The organism is Nocardia coubleae NBRC 108252 (assembly GCF_001612805.1).
GTDB classification, from domain to species: domain Bacteria; phylum Actinomycetota; class Actinomycetes; order Mycobacteriales; family Mycobacteriaceae; genus Nocardia; species Nocardia coubleae.
In genome coordinates this window covers 139,994-161,551 of the sequence record NZ_BDBD01000025.1, presented here as the reverse complement: position 1 = coordinate 161,551, position 21,558 = coordinate 139,994, and the positions used below count along the sequence as shown (strand labels likewise).

Below are 21,558 nucleotides of genomic sequence, written 5' to 3'. Positions count from 1 at the left end.
CAGTCGGCAGCGCTCGTGCAGTCGGCGGTGACTCGGCTCGAACAGGCTGGGGTGCAGCCTAATTCGTGTCGTCACTTGACCAGGTCGACGGTGGCTTCGTCGGCGGTGCTCACGCCCGCGTCGGCGAAGGTCGACATCTCCGACAGCGTGGCCACCGCGGCGCGGAGGAGAGGGAGGGCCGTCAGTGCGCCGGAGCCCTCGCCCAGGCGCATGCTCAGGTCCAGGAGTGGTTGCAGGCGGAGGTGTTTCAGGGCCAGGTCGTGGGCGGGCTCGGTGGAACGGTGGGCGGGGAGCCACCATGCTTTCGCGCCTGCGGCGAGGTCCTCGGCGACCAGGGCGGCGGCGGTGACGACGACACCATCGAGCAGCACAGGGGTGCGGCGGGTGGCGGCCTGGGCGAGGAAACCGACCATGGCGGCGAAATCGGCGCCCGCCGCCACGCGCAGCAATTCGACGGGGTCGGCGGCGACGGGGCGGGCCCGGCGCATGCCGTCGCGGATGGCGGCGACCTTGCGGATCCAGCCCGCGTCGTCGACACCGGTGCCGCGTCCGACGGCGGCGACCGGTTCGGTGTTGGTGAGGGTGGCGACGAGGACGGTGGCGGGGGTGGTGTTGCCGATACCCATGTCCCCGGCGACCAGCAGATCGGCGCCCGCGTCGACCTCCTCGTCGGCGATCGCCCGCCCGGCGGCGAGCGCGGCGGCCACCTCTTCCTGAGTGAGCGCGTCCTCACGGTCGATGGAGCCCGAGCTGCGGCGCACCTTGTGCTGGGAGACCGTCGGGTCGGTGTCGCCGTCGACGGAGATGTCGGCGACGCGCACGGTCGCGCCCGCGACGGCGGCCAGCGCGTTCACCGCCGCCCCACCGGCCAGGAAATTCGCGACCATCTGCGCGGTGACCTCGCTCGGATACGCGGAGACACCATGCTCGGCGACACCGTGGTCCCCGGCGAACACCACCACGCGGGCACGTTCGAACTGCTTCGGCGGACACACACCTTGGCAGGCGGCGATCCAGTTGCCGAGTTCCTCGAGTCGTCCCAGCGATCCGGCCGGTTTCGTCAGCTGCGTCTGGCGCTGCTCGGCCGCGCCACGCACCTGCGCGTCCGGGGCCGCGACCGGGCCGAATCCGTGTGTCACTGGGAAGCCTTTCGACAAAGTGTTTCTTCGGTGCTCATCTTGCCCGGACCACGGGGTGCCGGGCGACCCCGGTTCATTTCAACCGGACCGGCAGCCCGGCGACGACGAGGAAGGCTTCGTCGCACACCTGGGCCAACCGCTGGTTGAGCGTGCCGATCTCGTCGCGGAACAACCGCCCCGACCGCGTCGCCGGGATGACACCCATGCCGACCTCGGGCGAGACGATCACCAATCGTCGCCGGTAGGCCGCGACGGCGGCCACCAGTGCGTCGCAGTCCGGGGCGACGGTGCCGCGCGGTTGCTCCCACGCCCCGCGCGCGTCCAGGCGCGCGGTGAGCCAGGTGCCGATGTCGTCGAGCAGGGTCGCGAGCGATTCGGTGGCGAGAACCGTTGCGGGGTCGGCGTTCTCGACCGTCGACCAGTGGTCGGGGCGCCGGTCGCGATGCCGGTCGATCCGCTCGGCGAAGTCGTGGTCGGCCGGGTCGAGCACCGCGGTGGCGAGGTAGCGGACCTCGCGTTCTGCGGTGAGCAGTCCCTCGGCGAAGGCGGACTTCCCCGACCGGGCGCCCCCGAGAACGAGCGTGCGCGAAGGTGTGCGGTCGACCGGCATGTCAGCACGGTAGCAACCGGCCGCGCATCGCGATCGGCCCGTCCTCCGGCTCGTCGGCGCCGATTGTCCGTGGTTTCGGCGTAGGGCACCGCGCCACGGAAAGCCGGGTCACCTCGGCATCGCCGTCCCGAAACGGGCGCAGTGCCTCAGGACGCGCCAAGTGCCTCCAGGATCATGGGGCGGGCCGTGGCCAGGGACTGCTGCCAGTAGGGCCAGGTGTGGGTGCCTGCGGTGATGTCGACGCGGGCGGGGATGCCGAGGGCCGTTGTCCGTTCCCGGAATATGCTGGCGGCGATCACCGCCAGTGATTCGATGCCCATCGCGTTGACGGTGTTCCCCACGGCGGAACTCGCGTCGAGCGGGCCGGGGACACCGTTGCCCGAGGTGATGTAGAGCGGCAGGCCGCGCAGCAGTTCGGCCTGGACGGTCGCGTCGTTGCGCCGCCAGGCGGGATCGCCGACCGGGCCCCACATGTCGTCGAGATTGAAACGGCCCTCGTCGAGCATGGCGGCGCGCATCGTCAGATCCCAGCCGGGGAAGGTCGGGTTGAGGAATCCGGAGAACGCGCCCGCGAACCGGAACTGGTCGCGGTGGTGCGCGGCCAGCGTCAGCGCGGCGTTGCCACCCATGGAGGCGCCGACCACCGCGTTGTTCGTGCGTGAAACACCGTATCCGGCAAGGAAGTCCGGTAGTTCGCGGGTGAGGAACGTTTCCCACCGGTAGGTGGTGGTCTGCCCGTTGGTGCTGCTCGGGCGGTACCAGTCGGTGTAGAAGCTCGAATGCCCGCCGACGGGGAACACCAGAGTGACGTTGTCACCGGCGAATCGGTTGAGCACATCGGTGTCAGTGGTCCACTGGCTGTGGTCGGCCGGTGCACGCAAACCGTCGAGCAGATACAGCGCGGCCGAACCGCCCCGCGCCGCCCACCGCACCTGCACCTTGATCGGCCCCATGCTCGACGGAACGAACAGTTCCTCGAACCCACCTGCGGGCGTACGCGATACGGGCGCGGCAGGCACGGCCGCAGCCGTTACCGAACCGACCGACGACACCACCACAGCCGCAGTCACGGCCGCCAGAACCGTCCTCAACCGCGCGAAACTTCCCCACCCGCTACGAAACACCGTTCCAGCTGACCAGGTTCCCCCATCGCAGGTCAAGTCGCTGAGGCTTCTCGATGAACCCGCATGTTCGCAAATTGTGAGGCCTCACAGGCGAATCCGGAGCGAACAGCCCGATAGTGACCGGTCGTTCAGTTTCCGGAGCCGAAGCGTCTGCGGTACTCAGTGGGGGCCAGGCCGACCTGGCGCTGGAAATGGTGGCGCAGCAGCGCGCCGGATCCGAAACCGCACTGGTCGGCGACGCGTTCCAGTGGCAGCTCGGTGGCTTCGAGTAGGTGTTTGGCGAACAGCACGCGCTGCGTGGTGAGCCATTTGACCGGGGTGGTTCCGGTTTCGGCGGCGAAGCGGCGGGCGAAAGTTCGGGTGGACATGCTGGCGCGGGCGGCGAGTTCGTCGACGGTGTGCGGATGCGCCAGGTTCTCGCTGAGCCAGGCGAGGAGGTCGGACAGGCCCGCCGCGTGGCATTCGGGGATGGGCTGCTCGATGAACTGGCGCTGACCACCGTCGCGCTGGGGTGGCACCACCATGCGGCGGGCGATGCCGTTGGCGGCGGCCGTGCCGATCTCGCGGCGGACCAGGTGCAGGCAGGCGTCGATGCCCGCCGCGGTGCCCGCGCTGGTGATCAGATTGCCTTCGTCCACGAACAGCACGTCTGGGTCGACGGTGGCCTCGGGGTACTTGGCGGCGAGGGTGTCGACGTAGCGCCAATGGGTTGTGCATTTGCGCCCGTCCAGCAGGCCCGCCTCGCCTGCCAGGAACGCTCCGGAGCAGACGGTGAGCACGGTGGCGCCCGCGTCGGAGGCCGCGCGCACCGCCTCGACGACGCCGGGCTGGTAGGCGTGTTCGGTGGTGAAGGGGAACGCCGGAATCGCGACGAGATCGGCGTGCAGGAGCTCGTCGAGACCGTATTCGGGTGTGACGGTGACGCCGGGAGTCGTCGAGCGCAGCGGCTTACCGGGCTCGGCCCCGCACACCCGGAATTCGAAACCGGGCAAACCGTCGGCGGTGCGGTCGAGCCCGAAAACCTCGCAGACGACGCCGAACTCGAACATCGCGAGCTTCTCGTTGAGGACGACCGCAACCCTGGACAGCATCATCCCATCCTACTGGCCGAATTTTTACGCACAATGACAGAACAGCCACTTTCGGCCGAAAACCAATGGTCGCAAAATTACTGCCATGCTTACTTTTCTGATCGTCCTCGCCGCCATCACCGCGCTCGCCGTCCTCGCCGGACGTGGCACCGCGGGCGCCACCGGGGTCATCGACCGCGACGCTCAGCGCATCGACGCTGAACTCCGCGCGATTGCCGGCTACTCGACCGAGATCCGTCCGGGCCACTTCTGAAACAACGAATGCCGTCCCATCCGGGTGGATGGAACGGCATTCGCGCAGATGGGGAAGCTATACCGCGTCGCCGGGGCCGACCCGCGGCTTCGGGGCACGCATCTTGCGGATCTGGGACGCGCGAACGAAGGCGTACCAGCCCAGCTTGAAACCGGTATCGGTGGTCTCGGGGAACCGCTCGATCACCCGGTTGTTCACGATCTTGCCGAGCACGAAACCCTCGATGATCATGAACAGCATCATCACCAGCATGGCCAGGGTGACGATGCTCTGCAGCTGCGGCGCCACGAACATCGACAGGATGAGCACCAGCGCCATCGGCATGAACAAGCCGACCAGGTTGCGACGCGCGTCGACCAGATCGCGCACATACGCGCGAACCGGGCCCTGATCACGAGGCAGCAGGTACTTGTCCTCGCCCGCCAGCATCCTGGCGCGCCGCTCCTGCACGGCGGCGCGACGATCCGCGGCCGCCGCCTTGCGGTCGGCGCGGTTGCCCTTGGCCGCCTTGCGGCGGGCCCGCGCCTCCTTGGCCGTCATCGGGGCGGGCGCCACCGGGCCGCGTCGTTTGCCTTCGGCGTCACGCCTTTTCGGGGTCGGGCGACCCTTCCCGGGCGTGGTCGATGCGGGTGCGGCGGCGGTCTTCTCGACGTCGGGCACCGAGGGGTCGACGGACTCGTCGATGGTGCTGGACTCGTCGCGACGGAACAATTTCACGTTCACCAGGCTATTCGATGGGGTCGAGCAGGGGGAAACTCGGTCTCCCCGGCGGTGCCGGTGGTCTCACCGCCGAACCGATGCGAGCTGGATCACAGCCGGTAGGCGAGTAGTGTGGGCACGAGCACCCGGGGCGGGTCCACACGCGCCGGCATGGGTGGCAAAATGGAATAACGCAGCCGGTGCGATGTGTTGATTTCAGTCGTGCGCTGTGCACCTGAGGTCCGTTGACGGGCTGAGCCGAACTAGGAGTGTCCATGACTGTGCAGAACGAGACCGCCACCGAAACCCACGGTGCGACGCTGACCGACGCTGCCGCCGCCAAGGCGAAGGCGCTGCTCGACCAGGAAGGTCGCGACGACCTCGCCCTGCGGATCGCCGTGCAGCCGGGTGGCTGTGCCGGCCTGCGGTACCAGCTGTTCTTCGACGACCGCGTCCTCGACGGTGACATCGTCGTCGAGTTCTCCGGTGTGAAGCTGGCGGTCGACCGCATGAGCGCTCCCTACATCCAGGGCGCCTCGATCGACTTCGTCGACACCATCGAGAAGCAGGGCTTCACCATCGACAACCCGAACGCCACCGGTTCCTGCGCCTGCGGCGATTCGTTCAACTGAGGTCGGCTGCCGCGGGTTTGCGGGCTCCGTGAACCCGCGCTCACATGCGCCGCGACGACGTGGCGAGGTGACCAAGAGGTGAACTACCGGCGGTCACGCTTGCTACGGTTGAGGTCCGGGATCGGGTGATCCCGGGCTTCTTTGTTTCCGTCTAGCGCCGAAGGGGCTTCGCCTCGTGTCTGTAGCCGTGTCCGCGTCCATCGCCACCGACCACCTCATGCGTTTCCCCGGCAAATTCGCCGATGCGCTGCTCGCCGATCAGCTCGACCATGTGTCGCTGAGTTTCCTCGTCGACGATCTGCAGATCCGCCGCGGCGGCGTCGCGGGCAACATCGCCTACGCGATGGGGCTGCTGAAGCAGCGTCCGCTGCTCGTCGGCGCGGTCGGCGCCGACTTCGCCGAGTACCGGAAGTGGTTGGAGGACAACGGCGTCGACTGCTCGGCCGTGCACGTGTCGACCAAGTCCCACACCGCCCGTTTCGTGTGCACCACCGACGAGACGATGGCCCAGATCGCGTCGTTCTACCCCGGCGCCATGAGCGAGGCGCGCGAGATCGACATCGCCGCGATCGCCGCCGAGCACGCGGTGGATCTGGTGCTGGTCGGCGCGAACGACCCCGAGGCGATGATCGCCCACACCCGTCAGGCCAAGGCGCAGGGCATTCCGTACGCGGCCGACCCCTCGCAGCAGCTGGCCCGCCTCGACGGCGAGCAGGCCGCCGAACTCGTCGACGGCGCCGCCTACCTGTTCACCAACAAGTACGAGTGGGCGCTGCTGCAGTCCAAGACCGGCTCGAGCGAAGCCGAGATCACCGCGAAGGTCGGTATCCGGGTCACCACCCTCGGCGCCGAGGGCGTCCTCGTGGTCGACACCGACGGCACCGAGGTCCGGGTCGGCGTGGTTCCCGAGCTGAGCAAGGTCGACCCGACCGGCGTCGGCGACGGTTTCCGCGCGGGCTTCCTCACCGCCCACCGCGCGGGCCTGAGCCTGGAGCGCGCCGCCCAGCTCGGCTCCCTCATCGCCGTCCTGATCCTGGAGACCACCGGCACCCAGGAATGGACCCTCAACACCGAGGACGCCCTCGAACGCCTCACCAAGGCCTACGGCCCCGAAGCCGCCGACGACCTGGCCGTCCTCCTCTAGCTGATCTCGAAACGACGAACGCCCCCGAGATTTCCCGGGGGCGTTCGTGTTGTCAGAGCGAGACGGGGTAGGTCGGTTCCTGGATTTCGGGCTTGATGCGGTCTTCGACGAAGATGCCGTGCCAGACCATGAAGACCAGCAGGGTCCACAGGCGGCGGCTGTGGTCGGAGACGCCTGCTTTGTGGTCGCGCAGCATCTGCAGGACGGCCTGCTTGTTCAGCAGGTGATCGGTCTGGGACTCGGCGATCTGGGACTCGGCCCAGTCGTAGAGTTCGGTGCCGCGCAGCCAGTGGCGCAGGGGGACCGGGAAGCCGAGCTTGGCGCGGTTGAGGACGTGGTCGGGGACGATGCCGTCCAGGGCCTGACGCAGCGCGTACTTCGAGGTTTCCCTGGTGATCTTCTGGTCGTAGGGCAGACCCTGGGCGACGCGCATCACCTCGTTGTCCAGGAACGGCACGCGCAGTTCCAGGGAGTTGGCCATGGTCATCTTGTCGGCCTTGACCAGGATGTCGCCGCGCAACCAGGTGAACAGGTCGAGGTGCTGCATGCGCGCGATCGGGTCCCAGCCGGTGGACTGGGCGTAGATCGGGGCGGTGACGTCCTGGTGGGTCCACTCCGGGCGGAATTCACGCAGCACCGAACGCAGCTGGGCGTCGTTGAAGCTGCGGGCATTGCCGTAGTAGCGGTCCTCGAGGGTGAGCGAGCCGCGCTGCAGCAGCGACTTGCCGCGCTTGCCGTCGGGGATGCGGTCGCCGAGCTTGCCGACGAGCTTGCGTACTCCGGCGGGCAGGTATTCGAAAGGCTTGAGCGACAACGGTTCCCGGTAGATGGTGTAGCCGCCGAACAGCTCGTCGGCGCCCTCACCGGACAGCACGACCTTGACGTGCTTACGGGCTTCCTTGGCCACGAAGTACAGCGGAACGAGCGCCGGATCGGCGACCGGGTCGTCGAGGTACCAGACGATCTCGGGGATGGCGGCGGCGAACTCGGCGGGGGAGACCACCTTCACGATGTGGCGGGCGCCGATCAGCTCGGCGCTCTCGGCGGCCACGTCGACCTCGGAGTAGCCCTCGCGCTCGAACCCCGTGGTGAAGGTGATGAGCTTCGGGTTGTGGCGCATGGCGAGCGCGGCGATGGCGGTGGAGTCGATACCGCCGGACAGGAACGAGCCGACGGTGACATCGGCGCGCATGTGCTTGGCGACCGAGTCCTCGAGCGCGGCGGAGATCTCCGCGTAGCGGGCCTGTGCGGCGCCCTCGGCGAACGGGCGCACCCGGAAGTCGGGGCGGAAGTAGCGGGTGGCCGACGGCTGCGCGCCCACCCGGACCGTGGCGTAGGTGCCGGATTCGAGGCGGCGGATGTTCTTGTGCAGCGACTCGGGCTCCGGCACGTACTGCAGCACCGTGTAGTGCTCGAGGGCGCGCGGGTCGAGCTCGTCGGAGAGGCCGAGCGGGCTCAGCAGTTCGAGCACGCTCTTCTTCTCGCTGGCGAACGCGGTGCCGCCGGGGCCGGTGGCGTAGAACAGCGGCTTGATGCCGAAGGGGTCGCGGGCCAGGAACAGCTCCTGCTTCTCGGTGTCCCAGATCGCGAACGCGAACATGCCGCGCAGCTTGCGCACGGCCTCGGGGCCCCAGAAGTGGAAGGCGGCGACGATCGACTCGCCGTCGCCGTCGGTGGCGAAGATCTTGCCCTCGGGGAATTCGGCGCCGTGTTCGGCGGCCAGTTGCTCGCGCAGTTCGAGGTAGTTGTAGATCTCGCCGTTGAAGGTCATCGCGTAGCGCTGCGGGTTGTCCGCGGGGCCCCAGCGCAGCGGCTGGTGCGACTGCTCGATATCGATGATGGAGAGGCGGTTGAAGCCGAAGATCATGTGATCGTCGTGCCAGGTCCCCTTCTCGTCCGGGCCGCGGTGGCGCTGGCAGTGCAGGGCGTCGTAGACCTGATCGACCACCTCGGTCGTCGCCGCATCAGCTGTCAGGAATCCGAGCAGTCCGCACACGTGTCGGCAACCTTCTCTCGTTCGATGTGCGCATGAGCGACCCTGGCGGGCTCGGCGCGTGGACGTCCGGCGCGACGGGGTCGACCGGGGTTGCACTGAACTCTACCGACTCCACCCGCCCGGTACCCAGGCGAGCGGGCATGTGCGCCGCGAAACCCGGTGCGGCGGTTCGCGCGTCCGCGCGAATCGCCGGGTCGCGCGGACAGAACCGCAGGTCGTGCGGTCGCGTCCGATCAAGGCGGAGTGTCGAATCCGACCCCGCGACAAGACAGCACCCGCTTTGGTCTACGCTGCGTAGTACTCAGGTCCTTCTCAGGTGAACCGGCGTCACAGCCGCGATACTCGGGACGGACCGAAACGTGCTGGAAAACGTGTCGGACGGGCGGATCGCGGCCCCGAAGACGCAAAGTGTCGGAATGTGTAGCGACCAGGAAGGCGTGAGCGTGGCGCACAAGGCGAGCGAAGAGATCGGGGCTCGACCCGTTCGGGGTCGGCAGGGCCGTATCCTTCGGCGGGCCGGGCTGGCGGTGTCCTTGGGGATGACTGCTCTCCTGGTCTCGGGCTGCTCGATCGACAATGTTTGGCTGCGGTTCGGCTGGCCCTCGGGCATCACGCCGCAGGCGACCCGGATGCGGGAGCTGTGGACCTGGTCGGTCCTGGCCGCGCTCGCCATGGGCGTGCTGGTGTGGGGTCTGACCTTCTGGACCGTCATCATGCATCGCAAGCGCAAGGACTCCCCGGAGTTCCCGCGCCAGACGGGCTACAACGTGTCGCTGGAGCTGACCTACACCGCGATCCCGTTCGTGATCATCGCGGTGCTGTTCTACTTCACCGTCGTCGTGCAGAACTACGTGCACGAGAAGACCGACAACCCGGACGTCACCGTCGACGTGACCGCCTTCCAGTGGAACTGGAAGTTCGGCTACCGCGATGTGGCCAACGTGGGCGGCCTCACCTGGAACGGCATCGACACCGAGCGGGAGCAGGCCAACGAGGAGCAGCTGCGCGGCTACGAGGAGCGCGAGGGCGAGCACGGCCTCAAGCAGCCGGGCCCCGTGCACGGCAAGCCGGCCAACGACATCCTCTCGTACCTGCACTACGACAAGGTCGAGACCGTCGGTTCCAGCACCGAGATCCCGATCCTGGTGCTGCCGACCGGCAAGCGCATCGAGTTCCAGCTCGCCGCCGCCGACGTGATCCACGCCTTCTGGGTGCCGGAGTTCATGTTCAAGCGCGACGTGATGCCGAACCCGAAGGAAAACCAGTCCGACAACGTCTTCCAGATCTCCGAGATCGAGAAGGAAGGCGCGTTCGTCGGGCGCTGCGCCGAGATGTGCGGCACCTACCACTCGATGATGAACTTCGAGGTCCGCGCGGTCTCGCCGGAGAAGTTCGCCCAGTACCTGCAGGCGCGCATCGACGGCAAGACCAACGGTCAGGCCCTCGAGGCGATCGGCGAGTCCCCGGTGGCCACCTCCACGTACCCCTTCAACACCAAGCGCGATATCAAGAGCGCTTCGGTGAACGAGAGCAAGTGAGGATTCTGATATGAGGATCGAAGCACGGATCTTCGAACTGCTCACGGCGTTCTTCATCCTGGTGGGCATCGTCTACGGCTTCTTCACCGCGCAGTCGCGCACCGGCATCGAGTGGGCCGGTACCACCGCGATCGTGCTGACCGCCGGCCTGTCGCTGATCATCGGCACCTACTTCCGGTTCGTCGCGCGTCGCATCGACCTGCGGCCCGAGGACTTCGAGGACGCCGAGATCGTCGACGGCGCGGGTGACCTGGGCTTCTTCTCGCCCGGCAGCTTCTGGCCCATCACCCTGGCCGCCGCCGGTTCGGTGACGGCGCTCGGCCTGGCGTTCTTCCAGTTCTGGTTGATCGGCCTCGGCGTGGTGATGGTTCTCGCCGCCGCCGCCGGCCTCGTCTTCGAGTACTACCTGGGCGTCGAGAAGCACTGACGCACTACGCACAATCGCCGCAATCCTGTACAGGATTGCGGCGATTGTCGTTTCGGGGACCTTCGGTAGGCCAGGGGTCAGGAGCGGCGCGTCGCGGCTCTGGCCGCGCCCGCGCTGCCGATCACGAGCAGCAGGATCGCCAGCGCCCACCGTCGTTGCTCCTCGACGACCGGGCGCGCGTCGACGACCTCGGGTTCCCGTTCTCGCGAGGCCGGGATCCGCACCGGTGGCCTCGGCGGGACCGTCGAAGGAACCGCGGGTGGGCTGGTCGGTGCGCTGGGTCGGGGTTGTTCGGTGCGAGCCGGTGGTGCGGGGAGTGCGGGAGCCTGCTGGGGTGGTGCGGGCGCCGGCGGTTCGGGGACGATCGGTGGTTGCGGGGGTATCGGGGCGGGGGCGACCGGTGGCGGGTCCGGGTTGGGCAGCGCCGGGGCCGGGATGTCGAACGGGGCCGGAGCGGGTGGAGGTATGTCGAACGGGGCGGGAGCCGGTGGGGGGAGGTCAGGCGGGATGGGTGCCGCTGGTGGTGGGAGATGTGGCGGGGCGGGTGCCGCCGGTGGTGGGACGTCGGGCGGGGGCACAGGAACGGGGGCCAAGGGCATTCCGGGCTCGGGGTGGGGTGGCTCGGGTGGCATCGGGATTCCCGGCAGGTCGCCGTGTCCCGGCGGCGGGGGCAGCGGTGGCTCTGGTGCGGGGCCGGGTAGCCCCGGCTCGGGGGCAGCGGGGCTAGGCGTCGTGCTCGGAGTTTCGGGGACCGGCGCGGGTGCGGGAGGGGGCGGCGGTGCGGGAGGTGCGTCGCGCCTGGGTGCGGGGCCGGGGACGATGATCTGGGCGAACGGACCATTCGCGCCGGGCTGGTTTTGTGAGTCACCGTCTGGTTCCGGGGCGGAGACCTTCGGCAGGGCCGGTGTGTTCGGCGTCTGCGGACGTGACGGCGCTGCGGGCCGCCCATCGATCGGGGTCGGTGGCGCCGGGTACTCGTCGACCGGTCGGTCCGGCCGGATCCCGCCACCCGGGATCCCTCCGCCCGGCTCAGCGCCGGGGACGAACGGAAATCCGGGTGCGGCGTCGACCGCACCCGGCAAGCACAGGCTGGCACCCACTGCGATCGCGCAGAATCCCGTGCGCATCGGTGTTCTCACGTGAGCTGACCCAGCACAGCGGTGAAGGCGTCCGGGCTGATCTTCGCCGCCCGGCCGTACGGGTTCTGCAACTGATAGATCGTGTAGATCATGAATGTGACCACGGCGGCGAAACTCGCCACGACCACGACGTGCACCCGGGCGCTGGTGCCTGCGAACATCAACGACAGGCCGATCGACAGCAGCGCGCCGAGCATCAGCGCCACCCACATCATCGGTGACAGCGTGCTGCCCGCGGCCTCCACCCGGGTCTGACGTGCCTCGTAGACCTCCCACAGCCGGTCCGCCGCCGCGATCTGGCGGGAACGTTGCCATTCGTCGGCCGCCGGTGTGGCGGCGATGGCGGTGCGCACCTCACTGAGCTCGGTCCAGGCGGTGTCGTCGACCTCCTTGGCGGCCTTCATGGCCGGCCATTCCACCTCGATCACCTCGCCGGTGTAGCGCCGCACCGAGGCCGAGATGGTGCTGCGGGCGGGTTCCGGCAGCGAATCGCCCGCCCACTGCAGGGCGAGCAGCCGGTCGGCCTCGTCCGAGACCGCCTTCTCGGCGGCGGAGTTGGTGTCGAGTACGCCGATGAGTAGGAACGAGGCGAGCACCACCTGCAAACCGGCGACAAGGGTGAACACCTGGCCCACCGACTCGTTGACCGATTCGCCCTCATGGCCTTTCCCGCGCCTGCGCAGGTAGTACGCGCACGTACCGGCCAGGCCGGCGATCAACACGACCCACAGCAGGGCTTCCCACAGCATGTCTCAGACATCCTTCGTCGGGTGATCGAATATGACCGGAAGTGAATCCAGGCAGATATGTCTGCCGTTCTCGAAGTAGCGGGTCGGTGTGCCCGCCAAGTGGTAATTCGGATACCTGGCGAGTTCGGCTAGGACCAAGGCGAATTCCTGCCGCGCGACGTGCGCGCCGAGGCAGAAGTGGATGCCGTGGCCGAAGGTGAGGTGCCGGATCGGACCGCGATTGAGCCGGAAGGTGTCGGGGTCGTCGAACCGGCGTGGGTCGCGGTTGGCGGCACCGGTGAGCAGCACCACCCGCGCACCCTCGGGAATCACGGTGTCGCCGATGACGACCTCGGTGGTCGTGCGCCGGGTGCCGTGGTCGACCGGCGCCCACAGCCGCAACGTTTCCTCCACCGCGGCGGGGATGAGGGTGGGATCGGCCCGCAACCGGTCCTGCAGATCGGGTCGCCGGGCCAGCTGCCAGAGCAGGTGCGCGAGGGTGTTCATCGATGTTTCGTGGCCCGCGATGGCGAACGCCACCAGCATCACATGCAGTTCGTCGTCGGTGACGGGCCTGCCGTCGAACTCCGCACGGACCAGAGTGGAGAGGTAGTCGTCACCGGGTTCGTCTCTGGCCCTGGCGATTTCCTGCCGCAAGAGTTCGGCGAACGGCGGCCAGAACCCGTCGGCGTTGGGGTCGGCTGCCATCCGGTCCCAGGTGTTGGCGGTGAGATCGCGGATGCGCCGCTGAGCGTCGGGGGAGAAGCCGACGGCCATGCCGACCACTGCCAGTGGCAGCGGGACCGCCAGTTCACCCACCAGGTCGGCGGACCCGCGCCGGGCCGTCGGCCGGATCAGTTCGGCCACCGCGACCTCGATGCGTGGCCGCAATTTCTGTGCGGCCGCGAGCAGGAACGGTGGGCGCATCAGTGACCGGTAGTTGCCGTGCTCCGGCGGGTCGTACTCCAGCGGCGCGAAGCGTGGCGTGCCTTCGGCTTTCGGGAAGAAGACCCCTGCGGCCGAGCTGTAGGTCTCGTGGTCGGTGAGGGCCGCGGCCACGTCGTCGTAGCGGGCGAGCAACCACATCCCGCCGTAGGCGGGGGAGTAGGTGACCCGGCTCTGTTCGCGGATCGTCCGATGCACTTCGATCGCCACATCGGGAGTGAAGGCTGGATCGTGATGATCGAATCGCTGCGCCAGACGGGCGAATTCGGCATCGGGAAGCAGTGTGGTCATCGCAGCACCGCTTCCACGGCCGGGGCAAGCTGGGCGAAGGGGTGGATGCGGTGCGGGTCGTAGGTCTCGTCGACGACCCATTTGACCAGACGGCGCATCGGTTCGATCCCGTCCTGCGGGGTGTCGGAGCGGAAGTGCGTGGCGAAGCCGAGTGAGACCAACCGTTGCGCGCCCGCGTGTGGCGCCAGGTCACGCAGGGTGTGTTTGAGCGATTCCGGCCATACCCCGACGGTCTGGGTGTAGGCGTTCATCGCGTCCAGTGCTCGTTCCGGGTGATCGATCGGGACGACATTGGCGACCCGACCGCTGAGCGAGGCGTGGAAATCGACCGGTTCGTCGGACAGCGAGACCAGCACGGCGCCTTCGTCGTTCGTTCCACCGAAGACGCGGAAGAAGGCCGGGCTGGTGCGCAGGGCGGCGATATCGCGGCGCAGTCCGGGGTCGAATCGGGTACCGGCCGTACTGACCGCCGGAGGCAGTGCCTGGATCTGTTCGTGAAGCAGTTCGCCCCACCGCACCGCTTGTTCGATGCCCGCCGTGTCCGTGCCGGTGCAGACGTAGACGACCCGGGCGTTGAAGCACGCGTCCTGATTGAGCAGGCCGACATCGGCGGCGGCGAGTGCCGCGGTCTCGTGCAGGGCGTCGTCGTCGGTGAACGCCTCGGGCCCGATGACCGTGGCGCTGAGCTTCGGATCGAGGGTGACCAATTCCAGCCCGGGCTGTTGATAGCGGGTGAGGTGCCGGACGGCCGCGAATCCGCCCCAGGCGACAAGCTTTTCGACATGAGCCGGCCGGTAGAGCGCGCTCTCGAACCGCTCGTCCCCGCCGCGCCAATAGGCGACGGCAAGGTGGCGCACCAGTGGATGCGCCGGATCGACCTCGGCCATCGTCCGCGCGAGCGCGACGGCGGTGTAGGGGTCGTTGGCCGGCAATTTCACCACCGCGTCGCCCCGGGTGAGGGCGTTGCGTACCAGGGTGATCGCGGCGATGATCGGGTTGTTGCCCGCGATGACATGCACGGTTCTCGCCCCGAAGGCCCGCACCCGCGCCGAGCCCCATTCGGCCCAGCCGTCGAGATACCGGATGCCGATGGTGTTCTCGGCCAGGTCGAGGGTGGTCTCGCGGGCGAACAGTCCGGCCAGCTGGGCGTAGGTGGAGCGCAGCACGGGCTCGGTGAGTCCGGAGCACCCGACGAGTTTGCCGAGGGCTTCCCGCAGGTAGGGATTGTCGTCGGGGTGTAGCCGCTGCCCCACCTCGTCGAGAAAGTCGATGATGTCGGTGGTCGGGAGTTCGTGGATGTCGCGCATGCTCGTCGGTCCGGGGCAGACCAGGCCGGGGAGCAGGCGGTGTGCGTCGGGTGCCCGGAAGGCCGCGTTCCCGGCGCCGAATTCGGGGCCGTCGTCCTGCACGGTTCGCCCGCGCACGAACGCGGGAGCCAGCGGTGTCCCCGTCATCAGAGCTCACCGTTGAGGAAGGCCAGCGCCTCGTCGAGCGCTTCCGCGGTGGCGGCGCAGGTGATCTTGTCGTCCCCACCGGGACCGGCGAAGCGGCTGATGGCCGCGCCGATCCGCGGGGTGGTCCGGCCGCAGACGCACGGTTCCCAGTCCACTGTCACCAGGTCGCCGGTGACGATGCCGCCCCAGTTCAGGTCGGCGGTCAGGTCGTAGAGGGCGACGCGGCCGGTCCTGGTTCCGGTGCGGGGCAGGACCGCCCCTGTGTCCGGGTCGAGCAGGTACAGCACCAGCCACGGTTCGAGGTGATAGCCACCGGCACCGCACTGCAGGTTCAGCGACATCACCTCGACCATGGCGTACACGAATCGCAGGGCGGGCACGCCCGCGAATCGGGCGGTGCGTTCGGCCCAATCATCCGGCAGTGCACCGGCTTTGGAGCCGCCTCCGGCGAAGATCACCGAGTCCGGTGCGAAGACACCGGTGAGTCCCTGTTCGGTCGCGCTGTCGGCCATACCGGACAGCACATCCCAGGTGGACAGGGCCGCCACCCGGGAACCGGCCAGCTCGTCGGCGAGGCGCCGCACGAACGCGGTCATTCCCGGTCCGGTGGCGCGCAGGGCCTCGGTGAACTCGGCCCGTCGCAGCGCGAGCGCGGGCGGCACTTCCACGCGGCCCGCTTCGCCGCGGGCGGCGGCTGCCCGGAGCCTGCCCGCCAGGAACATCACATCGGCGGAGAGCAGTCCCGGGTGCAGGCAGTGCATGCGGTCGGGTGTCAGCGCGATCTGCTCGGCCATGGCGGTCGCGTGCCGCGCGATGCCGCTGCGGCCGGTCCGGAAGCTCGGCCACACCACGTCGACGCCGGTGTGGTCGTCGTCGGGGAGCACGTCCATGCGCACGATGCGGTACAGCCGGTCGTACTGGATCTGGGAGTGCGGGATGAACGACATGGTGCCGGTAGTGCCCGACGAATGTGCCAGGCGCAGTTCGGTTCGCTCGTCCATCGTGGCGAGCCAGTCGTCGATCGAGGTGCAGCCCGAGACGTCGAGGCCGGTCAGGTCGACGGTGGTGAGACGCGACATCCACGTGTTCATCCGGTCGAAGCGGTTCTCGACGAGCAGTCGTGTCGGGTACGCCTTGTAGACCGTGTGGGGGAACAGCAGGGGTGCCGCGTCGTCGACGGTGTCGATACCGTCGATGTGCTGTTCGGTGGCGAGTGCGTCGAGAACCGGTATGCGTGGCCGCAACTCGTCGAAGCGCAGGCGTAGCGCGTCCAGTTGGAGTGCGGTCAGCTCGGTGGGATCCATGGTGTGCATGGCGATGCGTGACCGGTCGAAGTAGGTGGCGGCGTCCTCGGCGAAGGTGCGCAGGTCGGCGGTCGTGGTGACGGGAGTTGCGGTCATCGATGGCTCCTCGAGAGCAGGTCGGCGAGCGCCCCGGCGGCGGCGTCGATCGTGGGGTGATGCCACAGCAGCGTGGCCGGAATCTGGTGTCCGAGTAGCACGGTCAGTTCGCGACGCAGGATCGCGGAGAGCAGCGAGTCGAAACCCAGCTCGGTCAGGGCGATTCCGAGCGGAACCTCCGCGGGGGACACGCCGAGCAAGGTCGCCACGGACGATCGCAGCAGGGTGACGAGCGCGGCAGGCAGATCGGCCGGGTCGAGCGCTGTCCACCCGGCACCGGGACCGAGGGCGGTGGCCGGGGCGAGGTCTGCCAGCAGCGGCGGGTGGGCCGGGTGCGGGACCACGCGCAGCACAGCGACATTCGCGCCGCCTGCCGTGATCGGTCCGTCGAGGGCGCGCAACGCCTGCTCCGTCGAGATGTCGGCTGTGCCGTGGACGGCGAGTTCGGCGGTGATCGCCGTCGAGGACGTAGACATGCCGAGCCCACGCCAGCTGGTCCAGGCGATGGCCCGGCAACCGCTGTCGCCGAGGGCGCGGCGGTGGCGGGCGAAGCCGTCGACGAAGGCGTTGGCCGCGCTGTAGACCGGTTGACCCGGCAGGTGCAGCAGCTGGCCCGCCGAGGAGAACAGGATCAGGAAGTCGAGATCGCCGGGCGCGAACAACGCACCGAGAGCGAGGGTTCCGGCCACCTTGGCGGCCAATCCCTGCTCGACGAGGTCGGGCCGCAGGTCCGCGACCGGCACGTTCGCCACGGCGCCTGCCGCATGGACCACGCCGCGCAGCGGAGGCAGACCGTGGGCGTCGGTGTCGAGGGCGGCGGCGAGCGCGGGCCGGTCGGCCAGGTCGGCGGCCACGGTTCGCACGGTGACCCCCTGAGCTTCCAGCGAGCGTTGCAAGCGGTTCGCCCGCCGTGGGGCCGCCCGCCTGCTCACGAGAATCAGCCGGCGGGCGCCGCGCTGGACCAACCACTGGGCGGTGATCGCACCCAGGGCACCCGAGGCCCCGAGGACCGCGTAGGACGCCGCCGGATCGCAGCGCACACCCGATGTGCCGGAGTTCGACGGGACCGGCACCGCACGCAGGTGGTGCACGTGGCCATCGATGACGGCGGCGACGTCTTCGCCGGAACCCGGCGGTGTGCGCAGGTGTCCGCGCAGCGCGGCCAGGTCGTCGGCGGTCGCGCGGGCGGGGATGTCGACGACCCCGGCGAAACTGTCCGGGTATTCGGCGAGCAGAGCCCGGCCCGCGCCCCACAGCGCGGTCTGCGCCAAATCGGCGGGAGTGATGGCTGTAGTTGCCCCGCGCGTTACGCACCACCACGGTCCGCGCCGGGTCCGTGCGGTCTCGAACAGTTCGGTGACCATTCGCCGCACCGACTCCTCGACGGATTCATGTGTTCGCGGCCTCGGCGCGCAGACCATGATCTCGTCACCATCGCGGGCTGAAAAGGCTTGTCTCAATAGCGGATCGCCCCCGCGGACTGTGACGCCGGGTGCCGCGGTGGTGTCGGGATCCGGCTCGGCGATCTGCCAGCACAGATCAAGAGTGGCGGCAGGCGACTCGGCGACGGTATCCGGCTCGGCGTAGCGAACACCCGTCAGGCAGGCAAGCGATCTGCCGTCGGGGTCGGACAGGTCGGCGTCGACCCGCAGTCCCGCCCGGACGGTGACGGTGAGCACCACTTCCGCTGGTGGCGGGCCCGAGGGGAAGCGGCACTCGGTGATGTGAGCGGGCATGCGGAGCACAGGTGACCCGGGGAAGACCACCGACGCCGCCGACAGCGCCGCATCCAGAAACGTGGCCCACGAATCAGGCGCGGCCGCGGTGCTTTTCACGCGGGCGGACAAGCCCTGGTCGTTGCGCTCGGCCTCGATGATCTGCCAGTGCAGACCCATCGAGGTCACGCCGAGCGCGGCGAGCCGGTCGACGACGAAGTCGGCGGGCAGGTTCTCGCCGCGGTACCACAGCACGGGAGATCGGCGGGTTCGGCCCGTCGCGCGCCGGTAGTGGGCCGTGGTGTGGGTTTGCCACCCTCCGTCGGTCCGGGAGGACAGGGTGAGTCTGCCCGCCGAAGCGGTGACCTGGATGTGTCGTGCCGGCTCCACGGTGACCGGGACCCGAAGGGCAATGTCGTAGAGCCGCCGGCCGGGCACCGCCGCGGCGAATGTGTGCAGCAGGATCGCGGCGGGCACGATCTCGCTGCCACACACCGGGTGGTCACCCGGATAGGGCCGGACGGCGCGGTCCAGGTAGGTGTGCCAGACGCGGACCGGCGGTGTGGTGTTGACGACAGTGGGTTCGCCGCCGAGCAGGGTCGCGGAGGACGGGTCGTGGCCGACGATCGCGGTGGCCACCTCGTTCGTGCGCCGCCAGAAGTGCCGGTGTTGCCAGCGGGTGGTCGGCAGGTCGACCAGCATGCCTTCGGGATACAGTGCCGCCCAGTCGATCCGGGCGCAGAGGCGATACAGCTCACCGACCGCGGCGCGGAAGGCGGCGAGCTGGGGACGTTGTCTGCGCAGGGTCGGAACGACCCGGAAGGTCTCGTCGATCTCGGCGAGGGAATGGGCGACGACCGGGTGGGCCGAGATCTCGAGGAAGGTGCGGTGCCCGTCGGCCCCGGCAGCGGCGACGGCGTCGGCGAAGCGTACCGGTGCGGCCAGATTCGTCGCCCAATACGCGGCGTCGCGAGGCCGTGGATCGCGTGGATCGGTGAGGGCGGTTGTGTACAGCGGTACCCGGGCCGGGCGAGGCTCGAGATCGGTGAGTTCCTGAGCGAGCCGCTCGGCGATCGGGGTCAGCGAAGGGCTGTGGAACGCGAGGTCGGAATCGACGCGGCGGATCGGGATCCCGCGTGCGACCCAGTCGGCTGCCAGTGCGTCGACCGCGCGGCGGGTGCCGGAGACCACCGTGCTGCCGAACGACGACCGAACGGCCGCACCGACATCGTCGTAGCCCACCAGTTCGGCTGCCACTTCGTCGAAAGAGCGCGCCACCATGATCATGGCGCCCCGGCCGGTGGCAGGTTCGAGCAACCGGGACCGCACGCAGATCAGGCGCGCACCGGCCGCCGGATCGAGCACGCCGGCGACGACGGCCGCCGCGATCTCCCCGACCGAATGACCGAGAATCGCCGCCGGTCGCACCCCGTGCGCCTGCCACATCGCCGCAAGCCCCAGCTGGGTCAGGAAGATCGCGCACTGTGCGGTCGGGGTGTGGGCGAGGTCGCCGTGGCGCAGCAGATCTTCGGCGCTGCAGCCCCATTCGCTACGGAACACCGGTGACACCTCGGCTACGGCGGCCGCGAAAGCCGGGTCCGCGTCGATCAGCTCGGCACCCATTCCCGTCCACTGCGATCCGTGTCCGGAGAACACCCACACCGGATCGTGCGGTGGTGCCGAGCGGTGATGCTCGGCGGTGACGGCTGCGTCGAGGCCTGCGAGGAGTTCGGCGGTATCTCGGGCGTGCACGGCCACCCGGTACGGGAGATGACTGCGATGCCGGGCCCGGGTGAAGCACATGTCGGCCGCATCGATATCGGGATGCGATCGCACGGCGGTGGCAAGCGCCCGCAGTTCATCGCGCAGCCCGTCGGCCGAGGCCGCGCTGACAGCACAGAGGTGTTCGGCGCGAGGAGAAGTCGTCACCGGCGCTACAGATGGCGCGGCATCGACGATGAGGTGACACAGCGTGCCGCCGTAGCCGTAACTCGCCACACCCGCGCGCGCGGTGTGCTCGGTCGACGGCCAGTCGACGGTGGCGGTGGACAGGGCGATACCGTTGCGGTGCCAGTCGATGTCGGATCGCGGTCCGCTCGTGGTCCGCGTGGGCGGGATCGTCCGATGATGCAGTGCGAGAACGACTTTGGCCAGACCGGCGATGCCAGCGGCGGCCTCGAGGTGGCCGATGTTCGGTTTGACGGAACCGATGAGGCACGGTTTGTCCGACGAACGCCCGGTGCCGAATACCTCGGCCAGCGCGGCCGCCTCTGCCGGATCGCCGGCCCTGGTTCCCGTCCCGTGCGCCTCGACATAGTCGACCGAGTCCGGTGATACTCCGGCGTCCGCGCACGCGGCCCTGGCCAGATGCCGCTGGGCCGGACCGCTCGGCGTCATGATGCCGCTGGTTCGCCCGTCCTGACGGATCGCGCCGCCGCGCAGTACCGCGAGCACGCGGCGCCCGGCGGCGAGCGCGTCGTCGAGCCGCTCCAGGACGACGAAGGCACACCCCTCACCGCGACCGTATCCGTCCGCGGCGTCGTCGAACGACTTGGACACCCCGTCGTCCGCGAGCACACCGGCCTCGGCAAGCGTGACCGACAGCGCGGCGTCGCCCATCAGCATCACCCCACCGGCGAGCGCGAGCGGAACGGAATCGTCGCGCAGCGCCGACATCGCCTGATGTACCGCGACCAGCGACGACGAACATGCGGTATCCACGGCCACGCTCGGGCCGCGCAGGTCGAGCGCGTGCGAGATCCGGTTCGCCGCACCGCACAGCGCGGAGCCGATACCGGTCCAGGCGGTGACGGTCGACGGGTCGCCGAGCAGTCTGCGGCCGTAGTCGTCGGAACCGATTCCGGCGTACACCGCGGTGTCTGTCCCCGTCAACGCGGTCGGGTCGATTCCACTGTGCTGCAATGCTTCCCAAGCGACCTCGAGTGCCAGTCGGTGCTGAGGGTCCATGTGCTCGGCCTCGGCCGCCGGAATACCGAAGAAGGCAGCGTCGAATCCCGCGATATCGTCGAAATAGGCGCCGGGACGCAGCGCCCGCCGAACTGCGGGCACGTCACGATTGTCCGGCAGACGTCCCGGTGGCTGTTCACCGACGACGGTGCCGCCGCCGGTGATGAGCCGCCAATACGCCGACGGGGAGTCGATGCCCCCGGCGAAGCGGCAACCGATGCCGATCACCGCCACCGGTGTGTGTCGTGTCATGCGTCCTCCCGAGC

The 21,558-nt window shown here is 69.1% G+C and carries 17 protein-coding genes; 5 read left to right on the top strand and 12 right to left on the bottom strand.

Going from position 1 to position 21,558, the window contains the following annotated elements; genetic code table 11:
- Nucleotides 1–71: 71 nt before the first annotated feature.
- From cobT to NCO8_RS25855, 4 genes are all read right to left on the bottom strand, one after another.
- A complete protein-coding gene (cobT, locus tag NCO8_RS25870) occupies nucleotides 72–1,139 on the bottom strand; it encodes a nicotinate-nucleotide--dimethylbenzimidazole phosphoribosyltransferase (RefSeq protein WP_084457479.1) in 1,068 nt (355 codons plus the stop codon).
- 73 nt (nucleotides 1,140–1,212) lie between these two features.
- Entirely contained in the window at nucleotides 1,213–1,749 is a 537-nt protein-coding gene (locus NCO8_RS25865) for a bifunctional adenosylcobinamide kinase/adenosylcobinamide-phosphate guanylyltransferase (RefSeq protein WP_067643025.1), read from the bottom strand.
- A 146-nt stretch (nucleotides 1,750–1,895) separates the two neighbouring features.
- Nucleotides 1,896–2,828 (bottom strand): alpha/beta hydrolase, encoded by a 933-nt coding sequence (locus NCO8_RS25860; RefSeq protein ID WP_247607180.1) that lies wholly within the window; start codon nucleotides 2,826–2,828, stop codon nucleotides 1,896–1,898.
- A gap of 173 nt (nucleotides 2,829–3,001) precedes the next feature.
- Nucleotides 3,002–3,964 (bottom strand): helix-turn-helix domain-containing protein, encoded by a 963-nt coding sequence (locus NCO8_RS25855; RefSeq protein WP_067643307.1) that lies wholly within the window; start codon nucleotides 3,962–3,964, stop codon nucleotides 3,002–3,004.
- 85 nt (nucleotides 3,965–4,049) lie between these two features.
- Here NCO8_RS25855 and NCO8_RS31580 point away from each other — a divergent pair, with 85 nt between their 5' ends.
- On the top strand, nucleotides 4,050–4,217 hold the full coding sequence (locus tag NCO8_RS31580; RefSeq protein WP_157104682.1) for a hypothetical protein: 168 nt from the start codon (nucleotides 4,050–4,052) through the stop codon (nucleotides 4,215–4,217).
- Between the two features lie 57 nt (nucleotides 4,218–4,274).
- On the opposite strand, the gene NCO8_RS25850 is transcribed toward NCO8_RS31580, so the two are convergent.
- A complete protein-coding gene (locus tag NCO8_RS25850) occupies nucleotides 4,275–4,934 on the bottom strand; it encodes a DUF3043 domain-containing protein (RefSeq protein ID WP_067643304.1) in 660 nt (219 codons plus the stop codon).
- A 257-nt stretch (nucleotides 4,935–5,191) separates the two neighbouring features.
- Here NCO8_RS25850 and erpA point away from each other — a divergent pair, with 257 nt between their 5' ends.
- Together erpA and NCO8_RS25840 are read left to right on the top strand one after the other, a co-directional pair.
- Nucleotides 5,192–5,548: an iron-sulfur cluster insertion protein ErpA gene (gene erpA / locus NCO8_RS25845; protein ID WP_067496006.1), complete on the top strand. Its 357-nt coding sequence runs from the start codon at nucleotides 5,192–5,194 to the stop codon at nucleotides 5,546–5,548.
- 217 nt (nucleotides 5,549–5,765) lie between these two features.
- Nucleotides 5,766–6,692 carry a carbohydrate kinase family protein gene (locus NCO8_RS25840; RefSeq protein WP_210740862.1) on the top strand — a complete coding sequence of 309 codons (927 nt, stop codon included), beginning with the start codon at nucleotides 5,766–5,768 and terminating at the stop codon, nucleotides 6,690–6,692.
- Nucleotides 6,693–6,744: 52 nt separating this feature from the next.
- Here NCO8_RS25840 and asnB read toward each other — a convergent pair whose 3' ends face one another.
- Nucleotides 6,745–8,688 (bottom strand): asparagine synthase (glutamine-hydrolyzing), encoded by a 1,944-nt coding sequence (gene asnB / locus NCO8_RS25835; RefSeq protein ID WP_067643017.1) that lies wholly within the window; start codon nucleotides 8,686–8,688, stop codon nucleotides 6,745–6,747.
- Between the two features lie 539 nt (nucleotides 8,689–9,227).
- Here asnB and ctaC point away from each other — a divergent pair.
- Complete coding sequence (gene ctaC / locus NCO8_RS25830; protein WP_067643014.1) at nucleotides 9,228–10,226, top strand: aa3-type cytochrome oxidase subunit II; 999 nt, start codon at nucleotides 9,228–9,230, stop codon at nucleotides 10,224–10,226.
- A gap of 10 nt (nucleotides 10,227–10,236) precedes the next feature.
- Nucleotides 10,237–10,653: a cytochrome c oxidase subunit 4 gene (locus tag NCO8_RS25825; RefSeq protein WP_067495990.1), complete on the top strand. Its 417-nt coding sequence runs from the start codon at nucleotides 10,237–10,239 to the stop codon at nucleotides 10,651–10,653.
- Between the two features lie 77 nt (nucleotides 10,654–10,730).
- Here NCO8_RS25825 and NCO8_RS31905 read toward each other — a convergent pair whose 3' ends face one another.
- The 6 genes from NCO8_RS31905 to NCO8_RS25800 all read right to left on the bottom strand — a co-directional run bounded on the left by NCO8_RS31905 (nucleotide 10,731) and on the right by NCO8_RS25800 (nucleotide 21,544).
- A complete protein-coding gene (locus tag NCO8_RS31905; protein ID WP_167353332.1) occupies nucleotides 10,731–10,877 on the bottom strand; it encodes a hypothetical protein in 147 nt (48 codons plus the stop codon).
- A gap of 911 nt (nucleotides 10,878–11,788) precedes the next feature.
- Nucleotides 11,789–12,541, bottom strand: a complete 753-nt coding sequence (locus tag NCO8_RS25820) for a bestrophin-like domain (RefSeq protein WP_067495987.1) — start codon at nucleotides 12,539–12,541, stop codon at nucleotides 11,789–11,791.
- A gap of 3 nt (nucleotides 12,542–12,544) precedes the next feature.
- Nucleotides 12,545–13,756 (bottom strand): cytochrome P450, encoded by a 1,212-nt coding sequence (locus NCO8_RS25815; RefSeq protein WP_067643011.1) that lies wholly within the window; start codon nucleotides 13,754–13,756, stop codon nucleotides 12,545–12,547.
- On the bottom strand, nucleotides 13,753–15,210 hold the full coding sequence (locus NCO8_RS25810) for an acyl-CoA reductase (RefSeq protein ID WP_067643008.1): 1,458 nt from the start codon (nucleotides 15,208–15,210) through the stop codon (nucleotides 13,753–13,755). The genes NCO8_RS25815 and NCO8_RS25810 overlap by 4 nt, the downstream gene beginning before the upstream one ends.
- The gene (locus NCO8_RS25805) at nucleotides 15,210–16,610 is read right to left on the bottom strand and encodes a phenylacetate--CoA ligase family protein (protein WP_067643005.1); all 1,401 of its coding nucleotides are present in this window, start codon (nucleotides 16,608–16,610) and stop codon (nucleotides 15,210–15,212) included. Before NCO8_RS25805 ends, NCO8_RS25810 begins: the two co-directional genes overlap by 1 nt.
- Nucleotides 16,607–21,544, bottom strand: coding sequence for a type I polyketide synthase (locus NCO8_RS25800; RefSeq protein WP_067643002.1), 4,938 nt, complete (start codon nucleotides 21,542–21,544; stop codon nucleotides 16,607–16,609). Before NCO8_RS25800 ends, NCO8_RS25805 begins: the two co-directional genes overlap by 4 nt.
- Nucleotides 21,545–21,558 lie beyond the last annotated feature (14 nt).

What these genes read in the sequence shown, in the direction of transcription:
- NCO8_RS25865 (WP_067643025.1), bottom strand. Translation starts at nt 1,749, where the DNA reads ATGCCGGTCGACCGCACACCTTCGCGCACGCTCGTTCTCGGGGGCGCC.
- NCO8_RS25855 (WP_067643307.1), bottom strand. Translation starts at nt 3,964, where the DNA reads ATGCTGTCCAGGGTTGCGGTCGTCCTCAACGAGAAGCTCGCGATGTTC.
- NCO8_RS31580 (WP_157104682.1), top strand. Translation starts at nt 4,050, where the DNA reads ATGCTTACTTTTCTGATCGTCCTCGCCGCCATCACCGCGCTCGCCGTC.
- erpA (WP_067496006.1), top strand. Translation starts at nt 5,192, where the DNA reads ATGACTGTGCAGAACGAGACCGCCACCGAAACCCACGGTGCGACGCTG.
- NCO8_RS25840 (WP_210740862.1), top strand. Translation starts at nt 5,766, where the DNA reads ATGCGTTTCCCCGGCAAATTCGCCGATGCGCTGCTCGCCGATCAGCTC.
- ctaC (WP_067643014.1), top strand. Translation starts at nt 9,228, where the DNA reads ATGACTGCTCTCCTGGTCTCGGGCTGCTCGATCGACAATGTTTGGCTG.
- NCO8_RS25825 (WP_067495990.1), top strand. Translation starts at nt 10,237, where the DNA reads ATGAGGATCGAAGCACGGATCTTCGAACTGCTCACGGCGTTCTTCATC.
- NCO8_RS25820 (WP_067495987.1), bottom strand. Translation starts at nt 12,541, where the DNA reads ATGCTGTGGGAAGCCCTGCTGTGGGTCGTGTTGATCGCCGGCCTGGCC.
- NCO8_RS25815 (WP_067643011.1), bottom strand. Translation starts at nt 13,756, where the DNA reads ATGACCACACTGCTTCCCGATGCCGAATTCGCCCGTCTGGCGCAGCGA.
- NCO8_RS25810 (WP_067643008.1), bottom strand. Translation starts at nt 15,210, where the DNA reads ATGACGGGGACACCGCTGGCTCCCGCGTTCGTGCGCGGGCGAACCGTG.
- NCO8_RS25805 (WP_067643005.1), bottom strand. Translation starts at nt 16,610, where the DNA reads ATGACCGCAACTCCCGTCACCACGACCGCCGACCTGCGCACCTTCGCC.
- NCO8_RS25800 (WP_067643002.1), bottom strand. Translation starts at nt 21,544, where the DNA reads ATGACACGACACACACCGGTGGCGGTGATCGGCATCGGTTGCCGCTTC.